The organism is Aeromonas sp. A35_P (genome assembly GCF_002259925.1).
Taxonomy (GTDB): Bacteria; Pseudomonadota; Gammaproteobacteria; order Enterobacterales; family Aeromonadaceae; genus Aeromonas; species Aeromonas dhakensis.
Map to the genome: position 1 here is coordinate 1 of NZ_NEVB01000221.1, position 23,943 is coordinate 23,943.

The window sequence follows — 23,943 nt, forward strand, 5'->3', positions numbered from 1 at the left end:
CAATTCGGTCTCATTTTTTCGAGCTTGCCGTCGATGAAGCCAGTCACCACCACCCCCGCCGCCATCCACCTTGCCCTGCTGGTCAACATGCTCTCCATGGGCAGCATGATGATGGTGATGCCCCTTGGGCCGGATCTGGTCATCAGCCTCGGCATGCAGCCGGAACAGACCGGCTACTTCAGCGGCGGCGCCACCCTGGGGGCAGCCCTGATGGGGCTCATCGCCGCCCCCTGGCTCGATCGGGTCAACCGCAAGCCCGCCCTGCTGGTGCTGCTCACCCTGCGTTTTCTGCTGCTGATGGCCTGCGCCCTGGTGCAAAACACCCAGCAGCTGCTGGTGCTGTTTGTCCTGTCCGGCTGTGTGGCCGGCCCCCTCGCCGCCATCTTGATGGCAGCCGTGCTGGATCTGGTGCCGCCTGCCGAGCGGGGCCGCCGTCTGGCCTACGTGGGCATGGCGTTCTCGCTGGCCGCCATTTTGGTGGTGCCCATCGCCCTGGTGCTGGCCCAGTGGTTTGGCTGGCAGAGTCCCTTCCTGCTGTTTGGTGCCAGCGGCCTGCTGCTGGCGCTGCTGAGCAGCCGCCTGCTGCCCTCCTTGCCGGTCAGCCGCGCCCCTCACGGCAGCGGCCTGCGCCAGTTGCTGGCCTCCCCGCTTTGCCAGGGGGCCCTGTTGATCCTCTGCCTGCAGATGTTCGGTCACTTCCTGCTGATCCCGCACTTTGCCAACTACTTCCAGTTCAACCTCGCCTTCCCGCGCGAGCAGATCGCCGCCCTCTACCTGTGCGGCGGCCTCGCCAGCATGGCCACCATGCGGCTGTGTGGCGGCTGGATTGATCAGGGCCGGGCCCAGGCTGCCATCCTGATCACCAGCCTGCTGCTGGCGCTGATCACTTTGCTCGGTTTTGCCATGCCGGTCGGCGTGCCCGTCTACCTGCTGTTCACCTTCTTCATGGCGCTGAGCTCGGCCCGATCCAGTTCGACCCTCGCCATCACCGCCTCCATCCCGGCCCCTCATCAACGCGCCGCCTTCATGTCTTTTCAGGGCACTGTCACCAATGTGGCGGCCGGGCTTGGCAGCCTGCTCTCCGCCAGGTTGCTGGTGTCGGATCAGAGCGGCGCCCTGCACGGCTTTGCTGGGCTCGCCTGGATCAATATCGGCTGCGGTCTGCTGGCCTGCGGCGGTGTCTGGCTCCTGCTCAAGGGGCTGGCACAGACAAGGAACAACAATAACCCCGAGTCTGGCCCCGCCAGACAAGGAAGTCAGTGAGCCACCGGCCCCAGAGCCGGACCCCATAACCTCTGTTTTATTCATGGAGTTTTGACTATGCAGTTGCAGCCCGGCGTCTTTCGCCTGAACCCCATCCTGCTCTCCCTCGGTCTTATCGCCCTGCCGGGCCTGGCCCAGGCCGAGGCGCCCAAAGCCAACAAGACCCTGGTGGTCACCGCCACCCAGACCAAGCACACCGAGCTCTCCGCGCCGGCCAGCTTATCCGTGGTGACCCGCGCCGATCTGGACAAGATGAACGCCAACAATATCGGCGAAGCGCTCAAGCACGTGCCGGGCGTCAACGTCATCGGCACCAACCCCACCGGCCGCAGCGAGATCAAGATCCGCGGCATGGGCGGCGACTACACCCTGCTGCTGATCAACGGCAAGCGGGTGAACGCTCGCGAGACCCTGGGCAGTTCGTTTGGCAATGACTTCGACTTGAGCTCCATCCCCATGGCTGCCATCGAGCGCATCGAGGTGATCCGCGGTCCCGTCTCCTCCCTCTATGGCGCCGACGCCCTCGGTGGCGTGGTCAACGTGATCCTGCGCCAGGCCAAGGAGCAGACCGAGGCCGCCTTCGGCTACACCCACACCATGCCTACCAAGGGTGATGGCGGTGATGCCAATCGTGGCAACGCCTTCGTCTCCGGCGCCCTGATCGACAACAAACTGCTCGGCAGCCTGGTGGTGGAAGGCTATCAGCGCGACCGCTGGCACAGCGATCAGTCCAACAACAAGGACGCCGATGCGCTGGAGAAACGGGAAGTGGTCAACATGCTCTCCAGCCTGAAGTGGCTGGTCAGCGACAACCAGGACGTGGAGTTCGATCTGGGCTACAACCAGAACGACATGGACAGCTACTTCAACAACGAGCCCCGTGCCCCCACCGCCCCGGCCACTCCGCACAACGTGCAAAAACTCGATCGGCTGAGCCTGGGGGTCACCCACAACGGCCGTTGGGAGCACTTCGACAGCCGGGCTCGCTACTACTTCGAGCAGACCGATCTGATGGATGACTCCCAGCTCAACGGCGGCGCGGCCGACGTCACCCAGACCAACCACACGGTCGACGGCCAGCTGAGCGGCTACCTCGGGGATCACCTGCTGACTTCCGGCGCAGAATTCCGCAAGACCGAGCTGGAGCACAGCCGCAGCATCACCAACGGCAGCGTGGATGCGAGCCAGAGCGCCCTCTACCTGCAAGACGAGTTCGGCTTTGGCGATCTGGCGCTGACCCTCTCCGGTCGTCTGGATCACCACGAGACCTATGGCAACGAGTTCAGCCCGCGCGCCTATGCGCTCTACAAGCTGAGCGACGAGTGGGTGATCAAGGGCGGCGCCGGCAAGGCGTTCAAGGCCCCGACCCTGGCCCAGTCCAGCGAAGGCTTCGCCACCACCGCCTGCCGCGGCGCCTGCAAGGTGATCGGCAACCCGGATCTCAAACCGGAAACCGCCGTCAGCTACGAGCTCGGCACCGCCTATGAAGCCGATCGCTTTGGCGCCGGCCTCACCGGCTTCCACAACGACATCGAGGATCTGATCCAGAGCGATCAGTGGGGCCCGGGCTACCGTCCAACCGTCATGACCTACCTCAACGTCAAGAAGGCCCGGGTCAAGGGGCTTGAGCTGACCGGCTGGGTCGATGTGATGGACGACGTCAAGCTGACCGGCAACTGGACCATGCTGGACTCCGAAGACAAGAGCACCGGCGACGATCTGGCCAAGACCCCGGATCACACCGGCAACCTGAGCCTGGATTGGCAAGCCACCGAGATCGTCAGCACCAACCTGGCCTGGCAGTACGTGGGCAGCCAGTTCATCAAGGTGCCGATGCACAACTCCCAGGCGCTCAAGTCCGACAGCTACCAGACCCTGGACGTCAACACCAAGTGGAAGGTGACCCCGGCGCTCGACTTCAAGCTGGGCATCACCAACCTCACCAACACCAAGCGTGACCAGGTCGCCACCGACGCCGACTTCATTCTGGAAGGTCGTACCGTCTACGCCGGCGTGGATTACAAGCTGTAAGGCCCGCAGGGGGAGTCCGTCAGGGCTCCCCTCTTTCTGCTGTTATTGCCTCGACATGAAGGAGTAGCCGGGTGCAGAGACACCAAACACACCTGTTCTGGCTGGGAGTGATCCTCCTGTTCCTGCTGATCTGTCTGTCACTGGCCACTGGCGCCGGTGTCTATGGTGGCCGCGAGGTCGCCGGTTTTCTGCTAGGCGATCCCGCCCTCGTGGCCGATGAAAAACTCGCCATGATAGTTCACACCCTGCGTCTACCCCGCACCCTGTGTGCCCTGGTGGTGGGCGTCTCTCTTGCGCTGGCGGCCTCCATGCTGCAAAGCGCCACCCGCAATCCGCTGGCCGAACCCGGCCTGCTCGGGGTCAACGCCGGCGCCGTGTTCGCCCTGGTGATCGGCCTCACCTATTTTGGCGTCGAATCCGCCTACGGTTACCTACTCTGGTCCGGCATGGGGGCCCTGCTCGGCAACCTCATCGTGCTCGGTCTCGGCCTGATGGTGGGGCGCTCCAACCCCCTCAAGCTCATCCTGGTGGGGGTCGCCCTCTCCGCCACCTTCGGCGGCCTCTCCAACTTCCTGCTGCTCTCCAACCAGGTGGTGCTGGAGCAGTTCCGCTTCTGGAATCTGGGGTCGCTGGCCGCCTCGGATCTCGATGCGGTGCTCACCGTGATGCCCTTTGCCCTGCTCGGCCTGCTGCTGACCCTGGCGCTCTGTCGTCAGCTCACCCTGATGCAGATGGGGGACAGCCAGGCGCTGGCGCTCGGCATCCGGCCGACCCGGGTGCGCATCGGCGTACTGCTGGCCGCCACCCTGTTTACCGCCTGTGCCATCGCCATCGCCGGCCCCATCGGCTTCGTCGGTTTTCTCGCCGCCTACTGCGCCCGTCTGGTGGAGCCGGTACGCCTCGCCATCCAGGTGCGCTTCTCCGCCCTGTTCGGGGTGCTGTTTCTGCTCGGAGCCGACATCCTGGCACGCTGGCTGATCCAGCCGTTCGAGCTGCCCAACGGGGTGATCCTGGCGCTGATCGGTGCCCCCGTGCTCATCCTGGTGGTGCGCAGCGGCGGTTTCCGCGCCCTGCTGGCCGTCAAATAAGGTTGCCTGCCTCATGAACAATTCCATCCATCCCTCCCTCACCACGGCGCTTCCCACCGGCACCGTCTGTCTGCGCGTTGGCAGCCGTACCCTGTTGCTGCACCGCCGCGCCTGGCTGATCACCCTCGGGCTCCTGGTGGCCCTGGTGCTGCTCTCCCTGCTGGCACTGACCCTGGGCTCCGGCAAGCTCACCATGCTGGGGGTGATCCAGACCCTGCTTGGCGAGGGCAACCGGCTGAGCGAGGTGACCGTCTTCAAGATCCGGCTGCCGCGCATCGTCGCCGTGCTGGTGGCCGGCGCGGCCATGGGCCTCTCCGGCTGCCTGGTGCAGACCCTCATTCGCAACCGCCTCGCCACCCCGGACATGATCGGGGTCAACGAGGGGGCCTCCTTGGCCATCATCGTCTTCTCCCTCTACCTGACCCTCGGCAGCTGGCCCTGGTGGGCCGCGCCGCTGGGCGCCCTGTTTGCCGCCGCCGTGCTCTATGCCCTGTGCAACAAGCCGGGGGAGCAGGGCTACCTGTTCGTGGTGATCGGCATCGGCGTCTCCGAGCTGATGAACGCCATCGGCCAGTTCGTGATGTCCACCCAGTCGCTGGTGCACCTCACCAGCCTCTACCTGTGGAACATGGGCAACTTCGTCGGCCAGGGCTACAGTACTGTGCTGCCGGTGGGGATCCTGATCCTGCTGGTCTGCCCCTGGATTATCTATCTCTCCCGGGCCCTCGGCGTACTGCGTCTGGGCCCCGTCACCGCCCAGAGTCTGGGGGTGAACGTCAACCGGGTGCAGCTCGGCGTGCTGGCCCAGGCCATCGTCGTCGCGGCGCTCGGCACCGCCATCGGCGGCCCGGTGGTGTTCATCGCCATGGCGGCCCCGGTGCTCGCCTCCTGGCTCAGCCGGGATCGCATCGTGCCGCTGTGGATTGCCGCCCTGTGCGGCGCCCTGCTGCTGCTGGCCAGCGACACCCTGGTGCGGGTGCTGGCCAGCCCCCACGAGGTGGCCACCGGCATCATGACCCGTATTCTCGGCGGCCTGCTGCTGCTGTTCATCCTGCTCAAAGACCGCCAGAAGGCCGACTGACGATGCCATTCATCCATTTTCAAGACAGACCGAGGGCCGCCTGATGACGCTCACCATCAATCACCTGCAATTTGGCTATCAGCACAAGCCCGTCTTCAACGACATCTCCTTCACCATTCCCCAGGGCAAGCTGGTGGGGATCGTCGGCCCCAACGGCGGCGGCAAGTCCACCCTGCTCAAACTGCTGGCAGGCCAGGAGCAGCAGCAGGCCGGCGAGATCCTGCTCAAGGGCAAGCCGCTGGCCAGCTACGGCAAGAAGGCGCTGGCCCGCGAGCTCGCCTACCTGCCCCAGCGCCCGCTGGTGCCCGCCGGCATCCAGGTCGAGCAGCTGGTACAGTACGGCCGCCATCCCCATCAGGGCTGGTTCAATCAGTGGAGCGAGGAGGATGCCCGCATGGTGCGCTGGGCCTGCGAGCGGATGCAGCTGGGTGACATTCTGCAGCAGAGCGCCAGCTCTCTCTCCGGCGGTCAGGCCCAGCGGGTGTGGCTCGCCATGGTGCTGGCCCAGGATGCGGACATCATACTGCTGGATGAACCCACCAGCGCGCTGGACATCGGTCACCAGACCGAGGTGATGGAGGCCATCCACCAGATCACCGCCGAGGGCAAGACGGTGCTCATCGTCATCCATGATCTCGCCACCGCCGCCCGCTACTGCGACGAGCTGATCGCGCTGGGGGATGGTGGCATCCAGGCCATGGGGCCGGCCCGCGAGGTGGTGACCAAGCCCCTCATCGACCGCCTCTACCAGACCGACGTGGACATACTGCACGCCCCCGGCGACGGCGCCCCCATCATAGTGCCGCGCCGCAGACCGCACGCCTTTGCCATGAAGCAGCCGGCCTGAGCCCCATAAAAAAACCGCCGAGAGGCGGTTTTTTATGTTTGCAGCTCGGCGCACCGCCACTCACAACAGCAGGCTGGTGAGCCCCCCGCCAGGCAGTGTCTGCCAGTAGAGCGTGCAGCGCCAACCGGCGGGCAACTCTGGAGTCAGCCCGCCCACCAGTTCGAGGGTGAGGGTCTGCTCCGTCATGGTCAGCCAGCGGGCATCGAGAAAGTCAAAATAGCGCCCCACCCTGGGGTAGAGCGCCTTGAACAGGCTCTCCTTGGCCGAAAAGATCAAGGTGAGCGCCTCAGCCCTGCTCAGGCCGACGACGTGGGCAGCGGCCGCCAGCCGGGCCCACTCCTCCCCGCTGGCAATCCCGGGCCAGAGCTCGCTTGCCTGCCCCTCTGACAGCCAGCCCTCCAGATCCAGCCCCATCCCCGCCTGACCCGGGCGAACCGCACACAGCGCCATGCCGCGCCCCTGCAACAGGCTGTGGCTGATGCTGCCCTCAAACCCCGCAGGCCAGCAGGGTTCGCGGGCGTTGCCGATGGCCACGGGGTGCTCCGCGAGGTGGAAGGAGCGCAGGGCTTCGCGGGCCGCGAGACGCCCCGCCAAAAACTCCCCCAGCCGCTTGGGGGCCGCGCGCTGCAAGCTGGCGGGCAGCACCATGCCGGCCGCGTCGTAGCAGGCCGGGGTGAAGGCGGCGGGGTCAAAGCAGATCCGTTGCAGCGCCAGATGCGCCGCGCCGGGCAGCGGCAGGCTGTCGGCCTGCACGATAAAGCGGTCCAGTGAGCAGGCTGGCGCGGTGGCAATCAACATCACGAAGAGCCCTTGGTGGATGAGCCAACATGGTAGCAAATTGCTCCCTCCACACACCACAAACACAAATGACAATTCTTATCATTTGAATTTATGGTAGCATGAGTTCGCCCGTTTGGGACCCAGTGTTCCACTGATTTCACCAAGAAGGATGTAACGATGAAGATCTCCTCTCCCCTGGCTGCCGTGCTGATGCTGGCCAGCCTGGTCGGCTTCCAGGCACAGGCCGGCAGCGAGACCCGTCAGGTGACCGATGCCGACGGCAAGACCCAGGTCGTACCGGCCCAGCCCAAGCGGGTGGTGGTACTGAGCGAAATCGATCTGGACAGCGCCCTGACCCTGGGGCTGCAACCGGTCGGCACCGTCAATGGCCGCGGCCAGTCCACCCTGCCCCGCTACCTGCTGCAACAGGCGGGCAAGGAGATCGCCGTGGTCGGCGATCTGGACAACCCCAACCTGGAGAAGCTGATCGATCTGGAACCGGATCTCATCCTCACCGGCCAGACCAAGCCCGAGCTGCTGACCCTGCTCAAGGAGATCGCCCCCACCGTGGTTACCGGCAACTGGGGTGACTCCTGGAAGGAGATCTTCAATCGCAGCGCCCACGTGCTGAACCGGGACGCCGAAGCCAAGACCTTCCTCGCCCAGTATGATGCCCGCCTGCAGCAAGCCCGCAGCAAGCTCGCCAAGCATCAGGGCGAACGCCTGAGCATAGTGCGCTGGAACCCCAAGGGCCCGAGCTACATGCACAGCGGCACCTTCGCCAGCAGCGTGGTGGAAGAGATGGGGCTGACCCGGCCGACCCACCAGATCGGTGACAAGACCCCCCACTCCCCGGCCCTGAGCCTCGAATCCCTCAACCTGCTGGACGGCGACTGGCTGGTGATCGGCACCCTCAGCGCCAGCGGCGATGCGGTGGATGCCATGAAGCAGGCCGAGCAGACCCCGGCCTTCCAGCAGCTCGGCGCCATCAAGAGCAAGCGCTTCGGCGCCGTGGACGGGTCGCTCTGGACCTCCACCGGCGGCCCCCAGGCGGCCCTCAAGGTGATCGACGACGTCGAGCTGCTGCTGGCCAAACCCGATGCGGCCCCCATTATCCAATAAACCCGCGTGATCAGCGCCCACAAAGAAGCCCGCATATGCGGGCTTCTTTTTTTATCCATGGCTTTTAACGTCCAACTTATTCCGGCAAGGGCAGCGCCTTTCTGTCCAGTTTGCCACTGCCGGTCTTGGGCAGGGCATCCAGCAGCATGAGCCGCGCCGGCACCATGTAGTGCGGCAGCGTCGCCTGCAGCCCCTTGCGCAGGGCGAGGCGATTAAGGGTCACCCCGCTTTTTGCCTCCACATAGCCCACCAGCATGGCCTCGTCCCCCTCGCCCACCAGACGCACCGCCGCCTCCTGCACCCCGGCCTGGCGGCGCAGTCCCGCTTCCACCTCGCCGAGCTCGATGCGAAAACCGCGTAGCTTGACCTGATCGTCGCGCCGCCCCAGATAGAGGAAGCGGTCCGCCCCCAGCCGACGCACCCGATCGCCGGTACGATAGAGGCGATGGGTGGCAAGGCGCAGGAAGGCGGCGCGGGTCAAGGCCGGCTTGCGCCAGTACCCCTCGCACAGGGCCGGGCTCTCGATGCAGAGCTCGCCGCACACCCCCTCCGCCACCGGCTGCCCCGCCTCGTCCAGCACCCAGTGCCGATAGCCAGGCAGGCTGTGGCTGATGGTGATCTGGCCATCAGTCGGTGGCCAGCGCACCTCGCTCACCAGCGACCAGACGGTGGCCTCGGTCGGCCCGTAGCAGTTCCATAGCCGCCGGGTGCGGGCACAGAGCTGCTCGGCCAATCCCAAATCCAGCGCCTCACCACCGCACAGGGCGGTGAGGGTATTGCGCCCCTGCCAACCAGCCTTGAGCAGCATGCGCCAGCAGGCCGGGGTGGCCTGCAGCCAGTTGATGGAGGGGTCAGCCTCGAGCAACGCCTGCATCCCCAGCGGATCCTTGTTGTGCTCGCCGCCGGCCACCGTCAGCCGGCCACCGCCCCAGAGCGGCCCCAGCATCTCCAGCAGGGAGATGTCGAAGGCCGGGGTGGTGATGAAGAGCCAGTGGCAGTTCGGTGAGAGCCCGAGCCGCTCGCGGATCCCGTCGAGGAAGCAGAGCAGGGCCCGCCGGCTGATGACCACCCCCTTGGGCTCACCGGTGGAGCCCGAGGTGAACATCATGTAGGCAGCCAGGGCATCATCCACCTGGGGCCAGGAAACGGGCCCTGCCGCTGCGGGCCCGTCGAGGGTGCGCAGCGGACAACCGAAGGCGGGAGCCGGCCTGTCGCCGTCGCAGAGCACCGCCGAGAGGCGCGCCTGACGGGAGATCCCCTGCAGCCGCTCCACCGGAAAGTCCGGCTCAAGGGGTACGAAGGTGAGGCCGAGCCGCAGGCAGGCCAGCAGACTGGCCACCAGATCCGGGCTGCGGGAGAGATAGAGGCCGACCCGCTCCCCCACCGCCAGCCCCTGCAAGCGGGCGGCAATCCGGGCCACCCTGGCATTGAGCGCGCCGTAGCTGAGCCACTGCTCATCTGAGCCGCCCTCACGGATCCCCTCCCCACCCATGCGAATGGCGGGGGCCAGCGGGGTAGCAGCGAGGCAAGCCGCCAGCCGCGCACCCAGGTTGGCCGCCCCCTCACGGGGGGCGGGCCGGGTTTGTACGAGCGGAGCCTTATGCTTGATGGTCATCGTCATAGCGCGGCCTCCGTTTGGCGCACCAGCCAGTGCCCATAGAGCCGGCTGGGGGATGGATGGGCCTTGAGCGTCTGCAGGGTGAGCGGCGCCCGCTCCTGGCCAAACGCCTCGTTGAGGGCCGCCAGCAGGGCGAGTTGCTGCACCGAATCCACCCCGAGTTCACACAGGGTCTGCTGCCAGATGCCGGGCACGCCGCACTGGCGCTCCCACAGGGCCACCAGCGCGCGGGCCTCGGCCGGTGGCTGAGCCAGGCCGGGCTCAGCCCTGTTGGCGGCCACTTGTGTGGCTGCTCCTTGTGCTGAGTACGGCGCGGCCACAGCCACGCTGGCCGGCTGGCCCAGATCCGCCTGCGCCAGCCAGCCAAGCTCGGCCAGCCAGTCAGCCAGCACCGCCTGCGCCAGCCAGCCAAGCTCGGCCAGCCAGTCAGCCAGCACCGCCTCGGCCCGGGCCTCGGGAATCTGCTCGCCGTCGAATTCGAGGCGCAGCTGGAGCGTCTCGCCCCGGCTGCTGACCACCAAGGAGAGCGGCAGCTCCACCTTCTCCACCACGGCGCCAAAGCGCGGCACCAGCTGGTGGGGTTCGGGGGTAGCAGGGGACGCCGGCATGGGGTAGTTCTCGAACACGAACAGGCTCTGGAACAGACGGGCCCGGCCTTTGGTCAGTGCCGCCAGCGACTGGGTGCCGTGCTCGTTGAGCGCCATCAGGTCGGTCTGCAACCGGGCGATATGCTCGGCCAGGGTCAGCTCGGTGCACCACTCCAGCGCCAACGGCAGGCTGTTGATGTAGAGCCCGACGCTCGCGGTGATCCCCTCGATGGGGTAATCCCTACCCGAGGTCACGTTGCCCACCAGGGTGACGGCATCGCCAGAGCGGCGTGCCAGCAGACGGTGCCAGGCATATTGGGCCAACAGGCCCGCGGTCACCCCAAGCTCGCGGGCACGGCGCGCGAGCAAGGTCGCCACCTCGGCCGGCAGCGCCGTGGCGCACACCGCCGGTCGCTGCTGGGTATGGCGCCCGCTTGAGCTAGCGTCCAGCGTCACCCCGAACAGGCAGGCGAGATCGTTGGGCTTGGCCAAGAGCTCGCCCCGCCCCTGCCAGTAGGCCTCGGCGCTGCGGGCTTGGCTAGCGATATGGCGACCAAATTCGAGCCAGGCGGTATCCGGATCGCACTGCGGCAACAGGCCGTTCATCAGCGCCTGATAGTCGCGATGCAAGGAACCCAGCAACACGGGGCCGCTCCAGCCGTCCAGCACGGAGTGATGGGCGCTGAAGATCACCTTGTGGTGATCGGGGGCCAATTTGAAGCAGGCAAGGCGCAGCAGGGGGGCCTGCTCCAGCGGGATCGGGCGGGCCAGATCCTGCTGGCGATAGGCCTGGACCCGAGCCTCTGCATTTTCCACTTCAGACAAGTCCTCATAGTGGAATGGCAACTCGGCGCGCTTGAGGATGCGCTGCAGCGCCACCCCGTCCGCCAGCACCAGTTCGCTGCGAAGGGCCGGCCAGCGAGCGATCTCCCCCTGCCAGGCCTGACGGTAGACCGCCACGTCTAGCGGCTGGTGATAGTCGATTTCGGTCTGCAGGTGATAGGCGTGATCCCGGGGCAGCAGCGCCCTGTGATGGAACATGCTCTGCTGCAGCGAGGTCATGGGCAGCAGGGTCTCCACCTCACGCCCGCTCAGCACCCGATCGAGCGCGCTTTGCGAGAGGCCAAGCCCCGGGAAGTCGCTCGGGGTATGGCGCGGGGCCTTCACCGCGCAGCAGTGCTCCACCAGCGCCGTCAGGTTGTCCGCCAGCCGCGCCATCAGGGCGTCGCTCGCCTGCTGGTTCAAGGCGCCAACCTGGCGCAGGGTGAGGCGGCCATCAAACACGCCACCGTGCAAGCTCACCAGCTCGCGCGGCAGGTTGTCAGGGGAACTGGGGGCCCCCGGCGCCAGCGGCAGGGGCTGCCAGGGCTGAGCAGCCTCGCCCTGATGGCTGACCCCCAGGTAATTGAAGACCACCAGGGCTTCGGGCAGCGCCCAGCCACGAGGGTGGTGCAGCCGCAGGGCGTTGAAACCCACCCCCTTGTCCGGCACGGCGCGCAGCTGCTCCTTGGTGGCGCAGACCAGCGCATCCCACTCCTTGGCATCCGCCAGCGCCAGCGGGTAGGTGCTGGTGAACCAGCCCAGGGTACGGCTCACGTCGAGTTCAACATCGATGACCTCACGGCCGTGTCCTTCCAGCATCACGCAGTGACGGCGGCCGTAACCCTGCTCGCTCAGGGTACGGGTCAGTGCCGCCAGCAGCAGGTCGGGCACCCGGGTGAAGTAGGCCTGGTTGGCGGTGTCGATGAGACGGGCCGTGGTCTCCTGACCCAGTTGCAGCAGGCTGGCGGCGGCGCGGCCATCGGCGGCGCGCGCCGCTTCCAGCAGGTGACCCTGGCTGCCTTCCCCCTGAGCCAGCCAGAAGCCAAGCTGATCCTCTTCCCGTTTGGCATAGGCCGCGAGCCCCTCGCCCCACTGGCGATAGCTGCTGCCCTTGGCGGGCAGCGGCTCGCCCCTGCTCGCCCGTGCCAGATCTTCGGCCAGAATGCGCCAGGAGACCGCATCGATGACCAGGTGATGGAAGGCGAGGAAGAGCCCCTCCACCGTCTCGCACTCGCCCTCGCGCTCCCCCTCGCGCTCCCCCTCGAGGGAGAGATTGCGCAGGCGAGCCCAGGCCAGGGTGTGGCCGCTGGCAGGGTCGAGATCTCCCTGCAGCTCGGTCAGGCGGGCCTGCAGCTCTGCCTCATCGAAATTGGCGGCATCCAGGGTCGGCAGCGGCGGCAATGGCAGTTCGGCCAGGTAGCGCTGGCCGGTCGGGGTCACCGCCAGACGCAGGGCATCGTGGTGCTGGCGCAGGGTATCCAGCCAGCCGCGCAGGGCCTCATCGTCCACCCCGGCCGGCAGGCGCAGGATCACCCCCTGGTTCCAGTGACCGGACTTGGCAAAGCCCTGCTCGAAGAACCAGTGCTGAATGGGGTGGAGAGGGAACTCGCCGGTCAGGCTGCCCTGCTCGCTCCTGTGGCTGACGGCCTGCTGCTGGCCGAGCTGGCGGCAGAGGCGGCGCACCGTCTTGGCTTCGAACACGTCCTTCACGCTGCAGTGCAGCCCCGCATCCCGCAGCCTGGTGGTGAGCTGGATGCTGAGGATGGAGTCACCGCCTAAGCGGAAGAAGTCATCCTCCACCCCGAGCGGTTGTTTGAGCACCCCTTGCCAGATGGCGAGCACGGTCTGCTCCAGTTCGTTTTGCTGCTCGCCCTTGCTCTGCTGCCAGACGATGGCGGGCAGGCGGCGCAAGTCCAGCTTGCCGTTGGGGGTGAGCGGCATCTCGGGCAACCAGCACAGGCGCGCCGGCACCATGTATTCGGGCAGGCTCTCGCCGGCCCGCTGCAGCAGGGCATCGCCGTCGGGCTCCCTTGCCCCGGCCTGCAAACAGGCGTACGCGAGCAGACGCCCCTCCTGCACCACCACCTTGATCTGGCGGATAACCGGGCACAATTCGGCAAGCCGGGTCTCTATCTCCCCCGGCTCAATGCGATAGCCGCGCAGCTTGATCTGCTCGTCTATCCGGCCCAGATACTGGATGTTGCCGTCGCGGCGCAGCAGGGCCCGATCGCCGGTGCGATAGAGGCGATGGGGTCGATCCGCCAGCGCCAGCTCGATAAAAGCCTCCTGGGTGCGCTCCGGCAGATTGAGGTAGCCGCGGGCCAGCCCCAGTCCCGCCAGGCAGAGCTCGCCGGGGACCCCCACCGGGCAGAGGTTGCCCGCCTCGTCCAGGATCAGCGCCTTCAGGTGGTTGACCGGTCGACCTATGGTGATGGGCGCCCCCGGGGTGAGCCGCGCGCAGAGCGCGGTGACGGTGCATTCGGTCGGGCCGTACATGTTGAATAGCGCCACCCGCTCTCCCCAACGCTCCACCAGGTTGCTCGGGCACGCCTCGCCGCCAAAGCCAATGGCCTTGAGGGAGCCGAGATCCGCCGCTGGCAGCAAGTTGGCGAGCAGGGCGGTCGGCAAAATCATGTGGCTGGCGCCGCAAGCGATCGCGGCACTGATCACCCCCTCGCCCGGCTCGCCGAAGTGCAGGGCCGCGCCGCAGTACAGGGGCAGCAAGCTGGTCATGTTGCCCGCATCAAACGAGAGGGACATGCAGTTGAACATGGCCCCACCCTTCCCAAGGGCGATGCGTTCGCCGTGATCTGCCATCAGGTTGACCAGACTGCCCTGCTCCACCATGACCCCCTTGGGCAGGCCGGTGCTGCCGGAGGTGTAGATGATCTGGGCCAGCATGGCGGCGTCCCGGGGTAGTGCGGGCGTGCTGGTTGGCATCTTGTCCAGCGCCAGCTGATGCAGATCGTGGTATTCGGCAGTCGTGCCCGCCAGCGCCTCGCCAAGCCGCGGGTCCGGCACGCCACCCAGCACCAGGCTGATGGATGCATCGCCTAAGATATGGGCCAGCCGCTCGGCGGGATAGGCAGGGTCGAGGGGCACATAGGCCGTCCCCGCCTTCCAGCAGGCGAGCAGGGCGATGACGAAGGCGACATCACGTCTGGCCTGGATGCCGATGGCGGTGCTCGGGGTGGCGCCCTGAGCCTGCAGCCAGTGCGCCAACTGATTGGCACGCACCTCCAGCTCGCCATAGGTCAACGATTGCGCACCGTCGCTGACCGCCAACGCGTCCGGCAACTGCGTGGCCCGCCGCTCGATATGACAGAGCAGAGTATCGCGGCTCGGGTAATCCCGCGGCAAGTCGGCAAGCTGTGCGGCCAGCGCCGCCTGGTCGGTGCCCGCCTCCAGCGGCAGTTGCCAGATGTCGGTCTCGGGGGCCGCCACCACGGCGCGCATCAGGTGCAGCAGGCGATCGGCGTAGGCCTGGATGGTCTCTCGCTCGAACAGGGCGGTGGCAAACAGCCAGTCCACTCTGACAGAGTCCATCAACTCGGTCACCTTGACCGAGATGTCGGTCTTGGCCGGCAGCACAGGCGAGGTCTCCTCCACCAGCTGGCAGCCGGGGATGAGATCGTTGAAGTCCACCTTGGCCTGATAGACCAGCATGATCTGGAAGATGGGGTTGATGGCGGTGGTGCGATCGGCGCCGATGGCCTCGGCCAGCGCCTCGAAGCGGTAGAGCTGGTGATCGAAGGCCGCCAGATCCTCCTCCCGGCACTGCTGCAGATAGTCGACAAAGCTGGGCTTGCCGCTGAGTTGAGTGCGCAGCACCAGGGTGTTGACGAAAAAGCCCACCAAGGATTCGATCTCGTGGCGCTCGCGATAGGCGAGCGGGGTGCCGATCACCACCTCCTTCTCGCCGCTCTGGCGCACCATCAGCAGGGCAAACAGGGCGTGCAGACCGATGAAGTTGGAGGTGCTGTGGCGCTGACAGAGGCGCTTGAAGCTCTCCCACAGGTCGCTCTCGATGGTGGAGAAGACCAGCTCGCCGCCGCTGTCCTGATGGGCCGGGCGCGGCTTGTCGAGCGGTAGACCGTGCACCTCGGGGCTGCCACCGAGCCGGTCGACCCAGAACGGCTTGAACTCGGCGTGATAATCGAGAAAACGCGGCGAGTTGAACCAGCGGGCATAGTCGATGTAGGTGAGCGGCAGCTCGCTTACCTGCAGGGGCTCGCGGTTCTGATGGGCAAGAAAGGCGCGTTTGAGATCCGCGAACATGTTTTTGACCGACCAGCCGTCGGAGATGATGTGGTGCTGGGTGATCAGCAACACGTGTTCGCGGCTGCCCAGCCGGATCAGGTGCACCCGGCTGAGATCCCCCTGGGTCAGGGAGAAGGGGCGTCCTATCTCCTCGCGCACCCGGCGGGCCACATAGGCCTCCCGCTCGGCAGCGGGCTCTGCGCTCACGTCCTCAATCTGCAACTTGAAGGGCGTGTGGGGCCGGATCTCCTGCGTCCCCCTGCCCGCCTCGTCCTTGATGAAGCGGGTACGCATGCTGGGGTGGCGGGCAAACAGGTGGTCGAAGGCAAACTCCAGCGCCGCCGTGTCCAGCTCGCCGCTCACCCTGAAGTAGACCGGCATATTGTAGAGGTGAGAGGCCTCCTCGTACTGCTCGATAAACCAGAGCCCGCTCTGGGAGGACGAGAGCGGCCCCTGCAAGGCCCCCTCGGCGACGATAGGTTCTTCGAAGGCGGCACGGGCCGCCAGGCAGCGCACCAGCTCATCCTTGTGGGCCTTGATGGTGGCGCCGATGGCCGGCGTCACCGCCTCCTTGCTCGACTGGGAGATAAGCTGACCCTTGTCGTTCAGCCCAAGCTTCACTCCCTGCCGTTCCAGCCGTTTCAACAGCAAAATCATATTGTTCATCTGTTTCTCAAGCCTCAGGCACTCAGGGTGGCGCCGCCATCGACGACCAGATCCTGCAGCGTGATGTGGCTGGCCAGATCCGAGGCCAGGAAGAGGACGGTATGGGCGATCTCCGCCGGGGTGGCGACCTTGCGCAGGGGGATGCCGAGCTTGAACTGCTCCGGCAACCCGGCAATGGTGCGGGCCATGGCCTCCTCGTTTGGCAGCATGCCGCGCAGCATGGGGGTATCCGTCGAGCCCGGCGACACCAGGTTGGCGCGCACACCGAAGGGAGCCAGCTCCAGCCCCACCGTCTGGGTCAGGCTGGTGACCGCCGCCTTGGAGGCGCAATAAGCCGCCATCTGCATGCGCGGCACATGGGCGGCGTTGGAGCCGATGGTGACGATGGCACCGCGCCGCTGCCCCTTGAAGTGGGGCATCAGAGCCCGCAGCAGATAGAAGACGCCGCTGGCGTTGACCGTCATGCAGTCGTGCCAGTCATCATCGCTTAAGGTTTCGGTGGAGCCGAGGCGCAAGACCCCGGCCCCGTTCACCAGCACATCGAGCCCGCCGTCTGCCAGCAGCGCTGCGCAGCAGGCGTTGACCGCCTTCGAATCGCCGATATCGAGCAGCCGGGTGGCATAGGGGTAGTCGGCTTCGGGAAACGCCAGATCCAGCCCCACCACGGATGCGCCGGCCGCCACGAACTGCGTCGCCACCTCGCGGCCGATGCCGCGCCCGGCTCCGGTCACCCAGACCCGCTTGTCAGTGAAATCAAAGGCCATTGCTTGTTGCTCCTTATCCATCACCACAGCATCTCCACGCTCTCTTCATCCTCGGCAAGCAGGCCGTCGAGGAAACGGCAGAAGTCGTCGAGGCGTGGGTGATCGAACACGTCGGAGACCTTGACCTGCACCCCGAACTCGGCGCCGAGCCGGTTGACTATCTGGATGGTTTGCAGGGACTGGCCCCCCTGTTCGAAGAAGTTGTCGGTGGGCGCCATGGTGGCCAGCCCCAGGATCTGCTGCCAGATGGTGCCGACCCGGTTCTCGGTCTCGCTGCCCAGGGTCAGGGCTTCGCCGCCCGCCTGATAGGCGGCCAGCAGGGCCTTGCGATCCAGCTTGTTGGAGCCGGTGCGGGGCAGCTGGTCATAGTGGCGATAATCGGTGGGGATCATGGCGGCAGGCAGCACCCTGGCCAGCTGCGCCTTGATGACCCGGCTGTCGCGCTCCGGCCCCGCCACGAAGGCCACCAGCCGGCGCACGCTGCCGATGCTCACTCCCTGCACGCACGCCTCGTCCACCCCCGGCAGGGCCAGCAGCTGGGCCTCCACTTCGCCGGGCTGGATGCGATAGCCGCTTATCTTGAATTCGTTGTCGCGCCGACCGAGGTAGACCAGCCGGCCGGCCACCAGGCGCACCCGATCGCCGGTGCGATAGACGGGCATCTGCTCCGCGCCAACCCGCAGGGTGCCGAAACCGCCCTGCGCACTCTGCACATTCGCGCTCTGCGCGCTGCCCACATAGCCATTGGCCAGCTGCGGGCCGAGCAGCACCAGCTCACCCTCGCTGGCGGGCTGCTCCCCCGCCCCCAGGATGAGCGCCTGCATGCCGGGCAGCGGCAGGCCGATGGGCAACTGGGCCTGGCTCGGGTCTTCCTGTTGCAGCTCCTGGGTGGTCACCACCACGGTCGTTTCGGTGGGGCCGTAGGTGTTGAACAGGCGCACATCGGAGCGGCCCTGACGCTGCCACTGGGCCAGCTGCTCGGGATAGACCGCCTCGCCGCCGATGATGACGGTGGCAAGCCCGGCAGGAATGTGGGCCTGACCCGTCGTCAGCGCCACCACCCACTCATTCCAGAACGCGGTGGGCAGGTCGAGGTGGGTGATCCCCATCTGCTCCACCCCGGCCGCAAAGGCGGGCATGGATTCGAGCAGGGCGTCGGTGCGCAGCACCAGGGTGGCACCGGCGCTCAGGGTGGCGAACACCTCCTCGATGCTGGCGTCGAAGTTGAAGGGGGCGAATTGCAGCATCCGCGCCTCTTCATCCAGGTGATAACGGCAGCGGGCGGCGGCGGCGAAGTGATCCAGCGCGCCGTGGCTCACCGCCACCCCCTTGGGCAGGCCGGTCGAGCCCGAGGTGAACATCAGGTAGGCGACGGCGCGGCCAGCGGCCGGCTGGTTGAGCCGATCACCGCTCACCAGATCCCCCGCCAGCAGATCCCCAACCAAGAGAGTACGCCCCTCAAACAGGCTGGCCAGCTTGTGACGGTACTCGGCCTGGGTGATCAGGGTCTTGACCTCCCCCAGCCGCAGAATATGGCCCTGGCGCTCCAGCGGCTGCTCAGGGTCGAGCGGCACGTAGACGGCGCCCGCCAGCAGCACCGCCAACTGGGCGAAGATGGCCTGGGGGGTGCGGGCCAGCATGACCCCCACCTTGTCGCCGGGGGCGACGCCTGCGGCCTGCAGGGCAGCAGCCATCTGTTCGCAGCGGGCCAGCAGCGCCTCGTAGCTGAAGCGGGCCTCTCCCTGCTCCGTGCTCTGAATCAAGGCAATCTTGTCCGGGGTCTGGGCGGCGAAGTGGCAGAGCGCCTCCAGCACAGGCCGTACCTGGAGAGCTTCATGGGCGGGGCCGGCGATCTGGGCGCTGGCTCGCTGCTCGGCCAACCAGTCGGCCTTGAGCGCTCCCAGGGGCTGGGCGGGCTCAGCCAGCCAGCGCCCCAGCAGGGCAAACAGGGTATCGGCGATGGCCGCCAGATCCCCCTGACAGTAGCAGCCGGGGTTGGCGTCCAGATCCAGTCTGGGCTGGCCATCGACGCCGACCTGCACCTCGATGGTGAGATCCTCCACCGGGCCAGCGCTGATGTTGAGAATATGGGCAGATAGCGGCCCGAAGCGGCGAGCGTGATCGAACGGCATGATGTTGACCAGGGGGCCGAACAGGCGTTTGTCGCCCCCCACCAGGCCAAGGTCGCGGCGCAGCAGCTCGTAGCGGTAGTGCTGGTGTTTGCGCACCCCGCACTTGGCCTTGGCCACGGCGCCGGCGGCCTCCGCCAGACTCAGCCCCTCTTCGAGCTCCAGAGCAAGGGGGGTGATGTTCATCTGCATGCAGGGCACGGTCAACGATGCCGAGCCGATGCGGTTCATCATCATCAGGCCGAGCAGGGTCTTATCCTGGCCGCTCGACAGCGAAAGTTGGGCCGAGAGGCCGGCCAGCAGCAGATCGGGCCAACCCAGCTTGTGCTCGTCGGCAAAGCCGGTCAGGGATTGCCAGAGCGCCGCCGGCAGCTGACGGCTCTCGCGGATAAATTCGGCCGCGATGGGCGCGCGGGTCTCGCCAAAGGATTTTACCTCGGGCCAGCCTTGCAGCTGCTCCTGCCAGAAGGCGCGGGCGGCGGCGTTCTTGCCGCTTAGCTCGCGGCTCGCCTCTTCGGCCAGCACCTCAGCCAACGAACCGAAGGGCGATGGGGAGTTCATCTCACCGGCCAGCCCCTCTGCATAGAGCTCGGCGATGCGCTGGAACAGCAAGGTGGTGCCAAAGCCGTCGAGGGCGATATGGTGCACGCAGCTGTAGAGATAATCGCGGCCGGGGCCACGCAGCAGGGCGAAACGGCAGGGCGCTTCTTGGGTCAGCTCGAACGGGCGGCGCAGATCGGCCCAGGCCCAGGCGCGGGCCAGCGTCTCGTCATCACGCTCGAGAGAGACCTCTTCATAGGCCAGGGGCAGATCGGCCGGGACGAAGCAGACCGCCTCCTTATCGTCTTCGAAGTGGCCCTTGAGCGCCTCGCACTCCCCCACCGCCTTGGCAAGGGCCGCGGCCAGCACGGCCGCCTCCACCTTGCCGTCGAAGGCGATGCACTCGGCGGTGTTGAACATCGCCTTGTCGTCATTGAGCAGATGTCCGGACCAGAGCCCCTGCTGGGGGATGGTCAAGGGGAAGCGGTTCATGGGGTCACCTCCAGCGCCTGGGCTGCCAGCCTGGCCTCGATGAGGCGCCACCAGGCGTTGAGGGTCGGCAGCTTGGCGAGATCCACGAAGCCGAGCTCCACCCCGGCGGCGCGCCACTCGGTGAGCAGGGCCATGATCCGCACCGAATCCAGACCGTAGTCGATGAGGTTCTCGTCGGGGTCAAACTCCCCTTCGTCCTCGTCGATATGGCTCAGCAGCCGCACCTTGAGCCCCTCATACGTCAGCAACGGATTGGTCAGGAGCGGATTGCTCTGGACGGCAGAAGCGGAAGCCGGCGCAAGGGCCAGCACCTCCTCGCAGCGGATCACCTTGCCGCAGCGGGTCGCCACGTAGTCGAGCGCCATCTGGTGATCGGCCAAGGAGAAGTCCGCCACCCCGTCCGCCAGGAAGAAGGGCTGGATGTCGCGCATGAAGGCGTCACAGGCGGTCATCATGCAGCCGATATGGCCGTAGATGCCGCCGATGATCAGCTGATCACGCCCCAACTCTTTGAGCATCTGCTCCAGCTCGGATCGCTGGAAGGCGCTGTAGCGCCACTTGACCAGCACGGTGTCGTCACGCTCCGGGCGCAGCGCTGCCACCACCTGCTGCTGCTCGGGCCGTTTGTTGAGACCCGGGCCCCACATGTCGTTGAGCAGGGCGCGATCTTCAGGGGATTGATCCTTGGGCTGGGCGGTGTAGAAGACCGGAATGCCGAGGGCCTTGCACTGCTTGCGCACGGCGGCCAGGCGCTCGGTGAGCGCCGCGATCAGCGGGCTGTTTTCGCCATAGAAGGCGGTGAAGTACTCCTGCATGTCGTGGATCAGCAGGGCGGCGCGTTTGGGTTCCAGGGTCCAGTCGACCTTGTTGGCCTTCCACTGGCTGGGCATGGCGTAATTGTTCAGGGTTGGGATAGCCATAACGTCATGATTCCTTTTTAGTTTTATGCGGTTGTCAGGGACTGGTTGGCGGCGATGAGGTGCGCAATGCGCGCCCGCAGCCCCTGCTTGTCAATCTTGCCTACCGCCGTCATGGGCAGGGTGTCCAGGGTTTCGAAACGGTCGGGCAGCTTGAAGTCCGCCACCCCGCGCTCGCGCAGAAACTTGCGCAAGGCCAGCGGCTTGAGCCCCGGCTCGGTGGTGACGATAAAGGCGCAGCTCTTCTCCCCCATGGCGCTGTCGGGCATGGAGACCAGGGCCGCCTGGGTAATGGCCGGGTGGTGCAGCAGCTGGTTTTCCACCTCTTCCGCCGCGATCTTCTCGCCGCCCCGGTTGATCTGATCCTTCTGCCGCCCGACCACGGTGAGGTAACCATCGTCATCCTGTACCACTAGGTCGCCGGAGCAGTAGAAGCCCTCGGCATCGAACACCCGGGCGTTGTGGGCCGGGCTCTGGTAGTAACCGCGGAAGGTGTAGGGACCGCGGGTGTGCAGGGCGCCAGGCTCGCCGGGGGCGACCGGGTTACCCGCCTCATCGAGGATGCGCACCTCGTCATCCGGGCTCATGGGGCGGCCCTGGGTGTGAATGACCTTCTCGTCGGGGTCGTCCAGCCGGGTGTAGTTGACCAGCCCCTCCGCCATGCCGAACACCTGCTGCAGCCGGCAGCCGAGCAGCGGCCCAATCTTGCTGGCCACCGCCTCCCCCAGCTTGGCGCCGCCCACTTGCAGCAAGTCGAGGCTCTCGAGCTGAGTGCGCGCAGTGGGATCCGCTTCCGCTGCCTGCAGCCAGAGCGAGACCGCCGGCGGCACCAGCGAGGTGAGATTGACCCGGTGGCGGGCAATCAGCGGGAAACAGCTGATGGGGCTGGGATCCGGCGCGAGCACCACTGTGCCGCCCGCCTCGAACACCCCCAAAGCGCCAGGGGAGCTCAGGGGGAAGTTGTGGGGCGCCGGCAGGGCGCACAGATAGCGGGTATGGGGGCCAAGGCCACAAATTTCGTTGCTGCGGCGCACGCTGTAGTAATAGTCATCGTGGGTGCGCGGGATGAGCTTGGGGGTGCCGGTGCTACCACCGGAGAGCTGGAAGAAGGCCACCTCGTCCGCCAGGGTCGGGACAAAGGAGACGGATGGGGAGCTCCCCTCATCCCCCTCGTCGAACCAGCGGGTCAGCCCCAGCTCCCCCGCGTCGCCATCCAGCAGCACCAGTTCGGCGCCTATGCTTGCCAGCAGCTCGCTCTCGCGACCCTTGCTCGCAAACAGCGGATGGGCCAGCGAGCCGATAAAGAGGCGGGGCCGGATCTGCTCGGCGTAAGAGGCCAGCTCCAGCCGGTTGTGGCTAAAGAGCGCATTGACCGGTGCGATACCGGCTTTCAGCAGGGCGAAGAACACCAGATAGAACTCGGCCACGTTGGGGAGCTGCACCAGAGCTGTATCCCCCACCCCCAGGCCGTTGCGGGCCAGATTCGCGGCCAGCCGGCTCGAGGCGGCGTCCAGCTCGCCATAGCTGAAGCGGCGCTCACCGCAGAGAATCGCCTCGGCGTCGGGGGCCAGCTCACACTGACGCGCCAGCATGGCGGTCAGCGGCTCACCGCGCCAATAGCCCTTGGCGCGGTACAGCTCCGCCAACGCGTCGGGCCAGCGGGTATAGGGCAGGAAGCGGTTGGTATCGCTCATTGCGCGACCTCCGGACTCAGGTCCAGGGCTTTCAGATTTGGCTGCCCACTCTGCCAGCCCAGATATTGAAGCTGCGTCATTGCACCACCTCCAAATCCAGACCCAGTGCCTTGAGCATGGTCCCCAGCTTGGTGCCGGTCTCGGCCCACTCCATCGCAGGATCCGAGCCCGCGACGATGCCGGCGCCGGCAAACAGCTCCACCTGATGGCCATCGAGCACCCCGCAGCGGATCACCACGGCCCACTCGCCGTTACCCTGACTGTCGCACCAGCCGACGATGCCGCTGAACAGGGCGCGCCGGAAGGGCTCCTGCTCGCGGATAAACTGGCGGGCCAGATCCGTGGGAAAGCCGCACAGGGCCGGGGTGGGATGAAGCTGGCAGGCAAGTGACAGCACCGATGCCTCGCCGCCGTGCAGCCGGCCGGCGATGGGGGTGCCCAGATGCCAGAGGGTATCCGTGCTCATCAGGGAGGGGCTGGACGGGATCGCCAACTCGCGGCAGTGGGGGGTCAGCACCCGGCGGATCTCGTCGATCACCAACTTGTGTTCATGCTGATCCTTGCGAGAGGCCAGCAGATCCCGGGCCACCATCTCGTCTTGCGCCGGCTCGCTCGCCCGTCTGGCGGAGCCCGCCAGCGGATGGGTGAACACCTCTCCCCCGCTGACCCGCAGCTGCAACTCGGGGCTGGCGCCAAGCAGGCGGCGGCCCTGGCCGAGCGGCAGGGAGAAGTGGAAGGCGTGGGGATTCTGGGTCATCAAGCGGGCCATCACCTGGTTAGGGTCGGCGGGCTGATGCAGGGTAAGGGTGAGTTTGCGCGACAGCACCACCTTGGCGAGCCGGCCTTGTGCAAACGCATCCAGCGCCGCGCTGACCGAGGCCTGAAATTCGCTGGCCGGCGGGGTGCTCTGCACCGCGATGACCCGGTTGGCCTCGACGGCCTGCTCTGCCATCGCCGCTGTTGCCGGCACCTGTGCCAGCGGGACAGGGCGATCGCCCCGCTCATAGTGCTCGGGCACATAGAGGCAAGAGGCTTCCGCAGGGTCGAACGCGAAGGCACCGATGAGCAGGGGGTTGGCCTGGCCGGCGGCACTGGCCGCTGCCAGCGCATCGGCGATCTGTTGTTCCAGCAAAGGCCATTCACAGGCGGGGGTGGTGATAGGCAAGCCCAGGTCAGTGGCACTGAGCGTACCCTGACCCGAGGTAAACAAGAAATCGGGCGGTGACGCAGCCTGGGCAGGCG

At 66.6% G+C, this 23,943-nt stretch carries 14 protein-coding genes; 6 read left to right on the forward strand and 8 right to left on the reverse strand.

The annotated features are described in order from the left end of the window. Positions 1 to 33: 33 nt before the first annotated feature. The 5 genes from CAK78_RS17095 to CAK78_RS17115 all read left to right on the forward strand — a co-directional run bounded on the left by CAK78_RS17095 (position 34) and on the right by CAK78_RS17115 (position 6,310). On the forward strand, positions 34 to 1,263 hold the full coding sequence (locus tag CAK78_RS17095) for a siderophore amonabactin export MFS transporter (RefSeq protein WP_094698063.1): 1,230 nt from the start codon (positions 34 to 36) through the stop codon (positions 1,261 to 1,263). A gap of 57 nt (positions 1,264 to 1,320) precedes the next feature. Further along, a complete protein-coding gene (locus CAK78_RS17100) occupies positions 1,321 to 3,294 on the forward strand; it encodes a siderophore amonabactin TonB-dependent receptor (RefSeq protein ID WP_094698064.1) in 1,974 nt (657 codons plus the stop codon). 71 nt (positions 3,295 to 3,365) lie between these two features. Further along, the gene (locus tag CAK78_RS17105) at positions 3,366 to 4,382 is read left to right on the forward strand and encodes an amonabactin ABC transporter permease subunit 2 (RefSeq protein ID WP_005301628.1); all 1,017 of its coding nucleotides are present in this window, start codon (positions 3,366 to 3,368) and stop codon (positions 4,380 to 4,382) included. 13 nt (positions 4,383 to 4,395) lie between these two features. Further along, positions 4,396 to 5,463, forward strand: coding sequence for an amonabactin ABC transporter permease subunit 1 (locus tag CAK78_RS17110; protein ID WP_176452834.1), 1,068 nt, complete (start codon positions 4,396 to 4,398; stop codon positions 5,461 to 5,463). Between the two features lie 43 nt (positions 5,464 to 5,506). After that, on the forward strand, positions 5,507 to 6,310 hold the full coding sequence (locus CAK78_RS17115) for an amonabactin ABC transporter ATP-binding protein (RefSeq protein WP_094698066.1): 804 nt from the start codon (positions 5,507 to 5,509) through the stop codon (positions 6,308 to 6,310). A gap of 60 nt (positions 6,311 to 6,370) precedes the next feature. Here CAK78_RS17115 and amoD read toward each other — a convergent pair whose 3' ends face one another. After that, complete coding sequence (gene amoD / locus CAK78_RS17120; protein WP_176452835.1) at positions 6,371 to 7,111, reverse strand: amonabactin biosynthesis phosphopantetheinyl transferase AmoD; 741 nt, start codon at positions 7,109 to 7,111, stop codon at positions 6,371 to 6,373. Positions 7,112 to 7,267: 156 nt separating this feature from the next. Here amoD and CAK78_RS17125 point away from each other — a divergent pair, with 156 nt between their 5' ends. Beyond that, positions 7,268 to 8,212, forward strand: a complete 945-nt coding sequence (locus CAK78_RS17125; RefSeq protein WP_094698068.1) for an amonabactin ABC transporter substrate-binding protein — start codon at positions 7,268 to 7,270, stop codon at positions 8,210 to 8,212. A gap of 76 nt (positions 8,213 to 8,288) precedes the next feature. On the opposite strand, the gene amoH is transcribed toward CAK78_RS17125, so the two are convergent. The 7 genes from amoH to CAK78_RS17160 form a co-directional block, all read right to left on the reverse strand. Continuing rightward, positions 8,289 to 9,833 (reverse strand): amonabactin biosynthesis glycine adenylation protein AmoH, encoded by a 1,545-nt coding sequence (amoH, locus tag CAK78_RS17130; protein WP_094698069.1) that lies wholly within the window; start codon positions 9,831 to 9,833, stop codon positions 8,289 to 8,291. Further along, the gene (amoG, locus tag CAK78_RS17135) at positions 9,830 to 16,165 is read right to left on the reverse strand and encodes an amonabactin biosynthesis non-ribosomal peptide synthetase AmoG (RefSeq protein ID WP_141214200.1); all 6,336 of its coding nucleotides are present in this window, start codon (positions 16,163 to 16,165) and stop codon (positions 9,830 to 9,832) included. Before amoG ends, amoH begins: the two co-directional genes overlap by 4 nt. 14 nt (positions 16,166 to 16,179) lie before the next feature. Then, on the reverse strand, positions 16,180 to 16,929 hold the full coding sequence (amoA, locus tag CAK78_RS17140) for an amonabactin biosynthesis protein AmoA (RefSeq protein WP_094698070.1): 750 nt from the start codon (positions 16,927 to 16,929) through the stop codon (positions 16,180 to 16,182). Positions 16,930 to 16,949: 20 nt separating this feature from the next. After that, entirely contained in the window at positions 16,950 to 20,090 is a 3,141-nt protein-coding gene (amoF, locus tag CAK78_RS17145) for an amonabactin biosynthesis non-ribosomal peptide synthetase AmoF (RefSeq protein WP_094698071.1), read from the reverse strand. Further along, on the reverse strand, positions 20,087 to 21,010 hold the full coding sequence (amoB, locus tag CAK78_RS17150; protein ID WP_094698072.1) for an amonabactin biosynthesis bifunctional protein AmoB: 924 nt from the start codon (positions 21,008 to 21,010) through the stop codon (positions 20,087 to 20,089). Before amoB ends, amoF begins: the two co-directional genes overlap by 4 nt. 23 nt (positions 21,011 to 21,033) lie before the next feature. After that, the gene (locus CAK78_RS17155) at positions 21,034 to 22,701 is read right to left on the reverse strand and encodes a (2,3-dihydroxybenzoyl)adenylate synthase (RefSeq protein ID WP_094698073.1); all 1,668 of its coding nucleotides are present in this window, start codon (positions 22,699 to 22,701) and stop codon (positions 21,034 to 21,036) included. Between the two features lie 76 nt (positions 22,702 to 22,777). Beyond that, the coding region (locus CAK78_RS17160) for an isochorismate synthase (protein ID WP_176452836.1) at positions 22,778 to 23,943 on the reverse strand (1,166 nt) is incomplete at its 5' end.

What these genes read in the sequence shown, in the direction of transcription:
- CAK78_RS17095 (WP_094698063.1), top strand. Translation starts at nt 34, where the DNA reads ATGAAGCCAGTCACCACCACCCCCGCCGCCATCCACCTTGCCCTGCTG.
- CAK78_RS17100 (WP_094698064.1), top strand. Translation starts at nt 1,321, where the DNA reads ATGCAGTTGCAGCCCGGCGTCTTTCGCCTGAACCCCATCCTGCTCTCC.
- CAK78_RS17110 (WP_176452834.1), top strand. Translation starts at nt 4,396, where the DNA reads ATGAACAATTCCATCCATCCCTCCCTCACCACGGCGCTTCCCACCGGC.
- CAK78_RS17115 (WP_094698066.1), top strand. Translation starts at nt 5,507, where the DNA reads ATGACGCTCACCATCAATCACCTGCAATTTGGCTATCAGCACAAGCCC.
- CAK78_RS17125 (WP_094698068.1), top strand. Translation starts at nt 7,268, where the DNA reads ATGAAGATCTCCTCTCCCCTGGCTGCCGTGCTGATGCTGGCCAGCCTG.
- amoH (WP_094698069.1), bottom strand. Translation starts at nt 9,833, where the DNA reads ATGACGATGACCATCAAGCATAAGGCTCCGCTCGTACAAACCCGGCCC.
- amoG (WP_141214200.1), bottom strand. Translation starts at nt 16,165, where the DNA reads ATGAACAATATGATTTTGCTGTTGAAACGGCTGGAACGGCAGGGAGTG.
- amoA (WP_094698070.1), bottom strand. Translation starts at nt 16,929, where the DNA reads ATGGCCTTTGATTTCACTGACAAGCGGGTCTGGGTGACCGGAGCCGGG.
- amoF (WP_094698071.1), bottom strand. Translation starts at nt 20,090, where the DNA reads ATGAACCGCTTCCCCTTGACCATCCCCCAGCAGGGGCTCTGGTCCGGA.
- amoB (WP_094698072.1), bottom strand. Translation starts at nt 21,010, where the DNA reads ATGGCTATCCCAACCCTGAACAATTACGCCATGCCCAGCCAGTGGAAG.
- CAK78_RS17155 (WP_094698073.1), bottom strand. Translation starts at nt 22,701, where the DNA reads ATGAGCGATACCAACCGCTTCCTGCCCTATACCCGCTGGCCCGACGCG.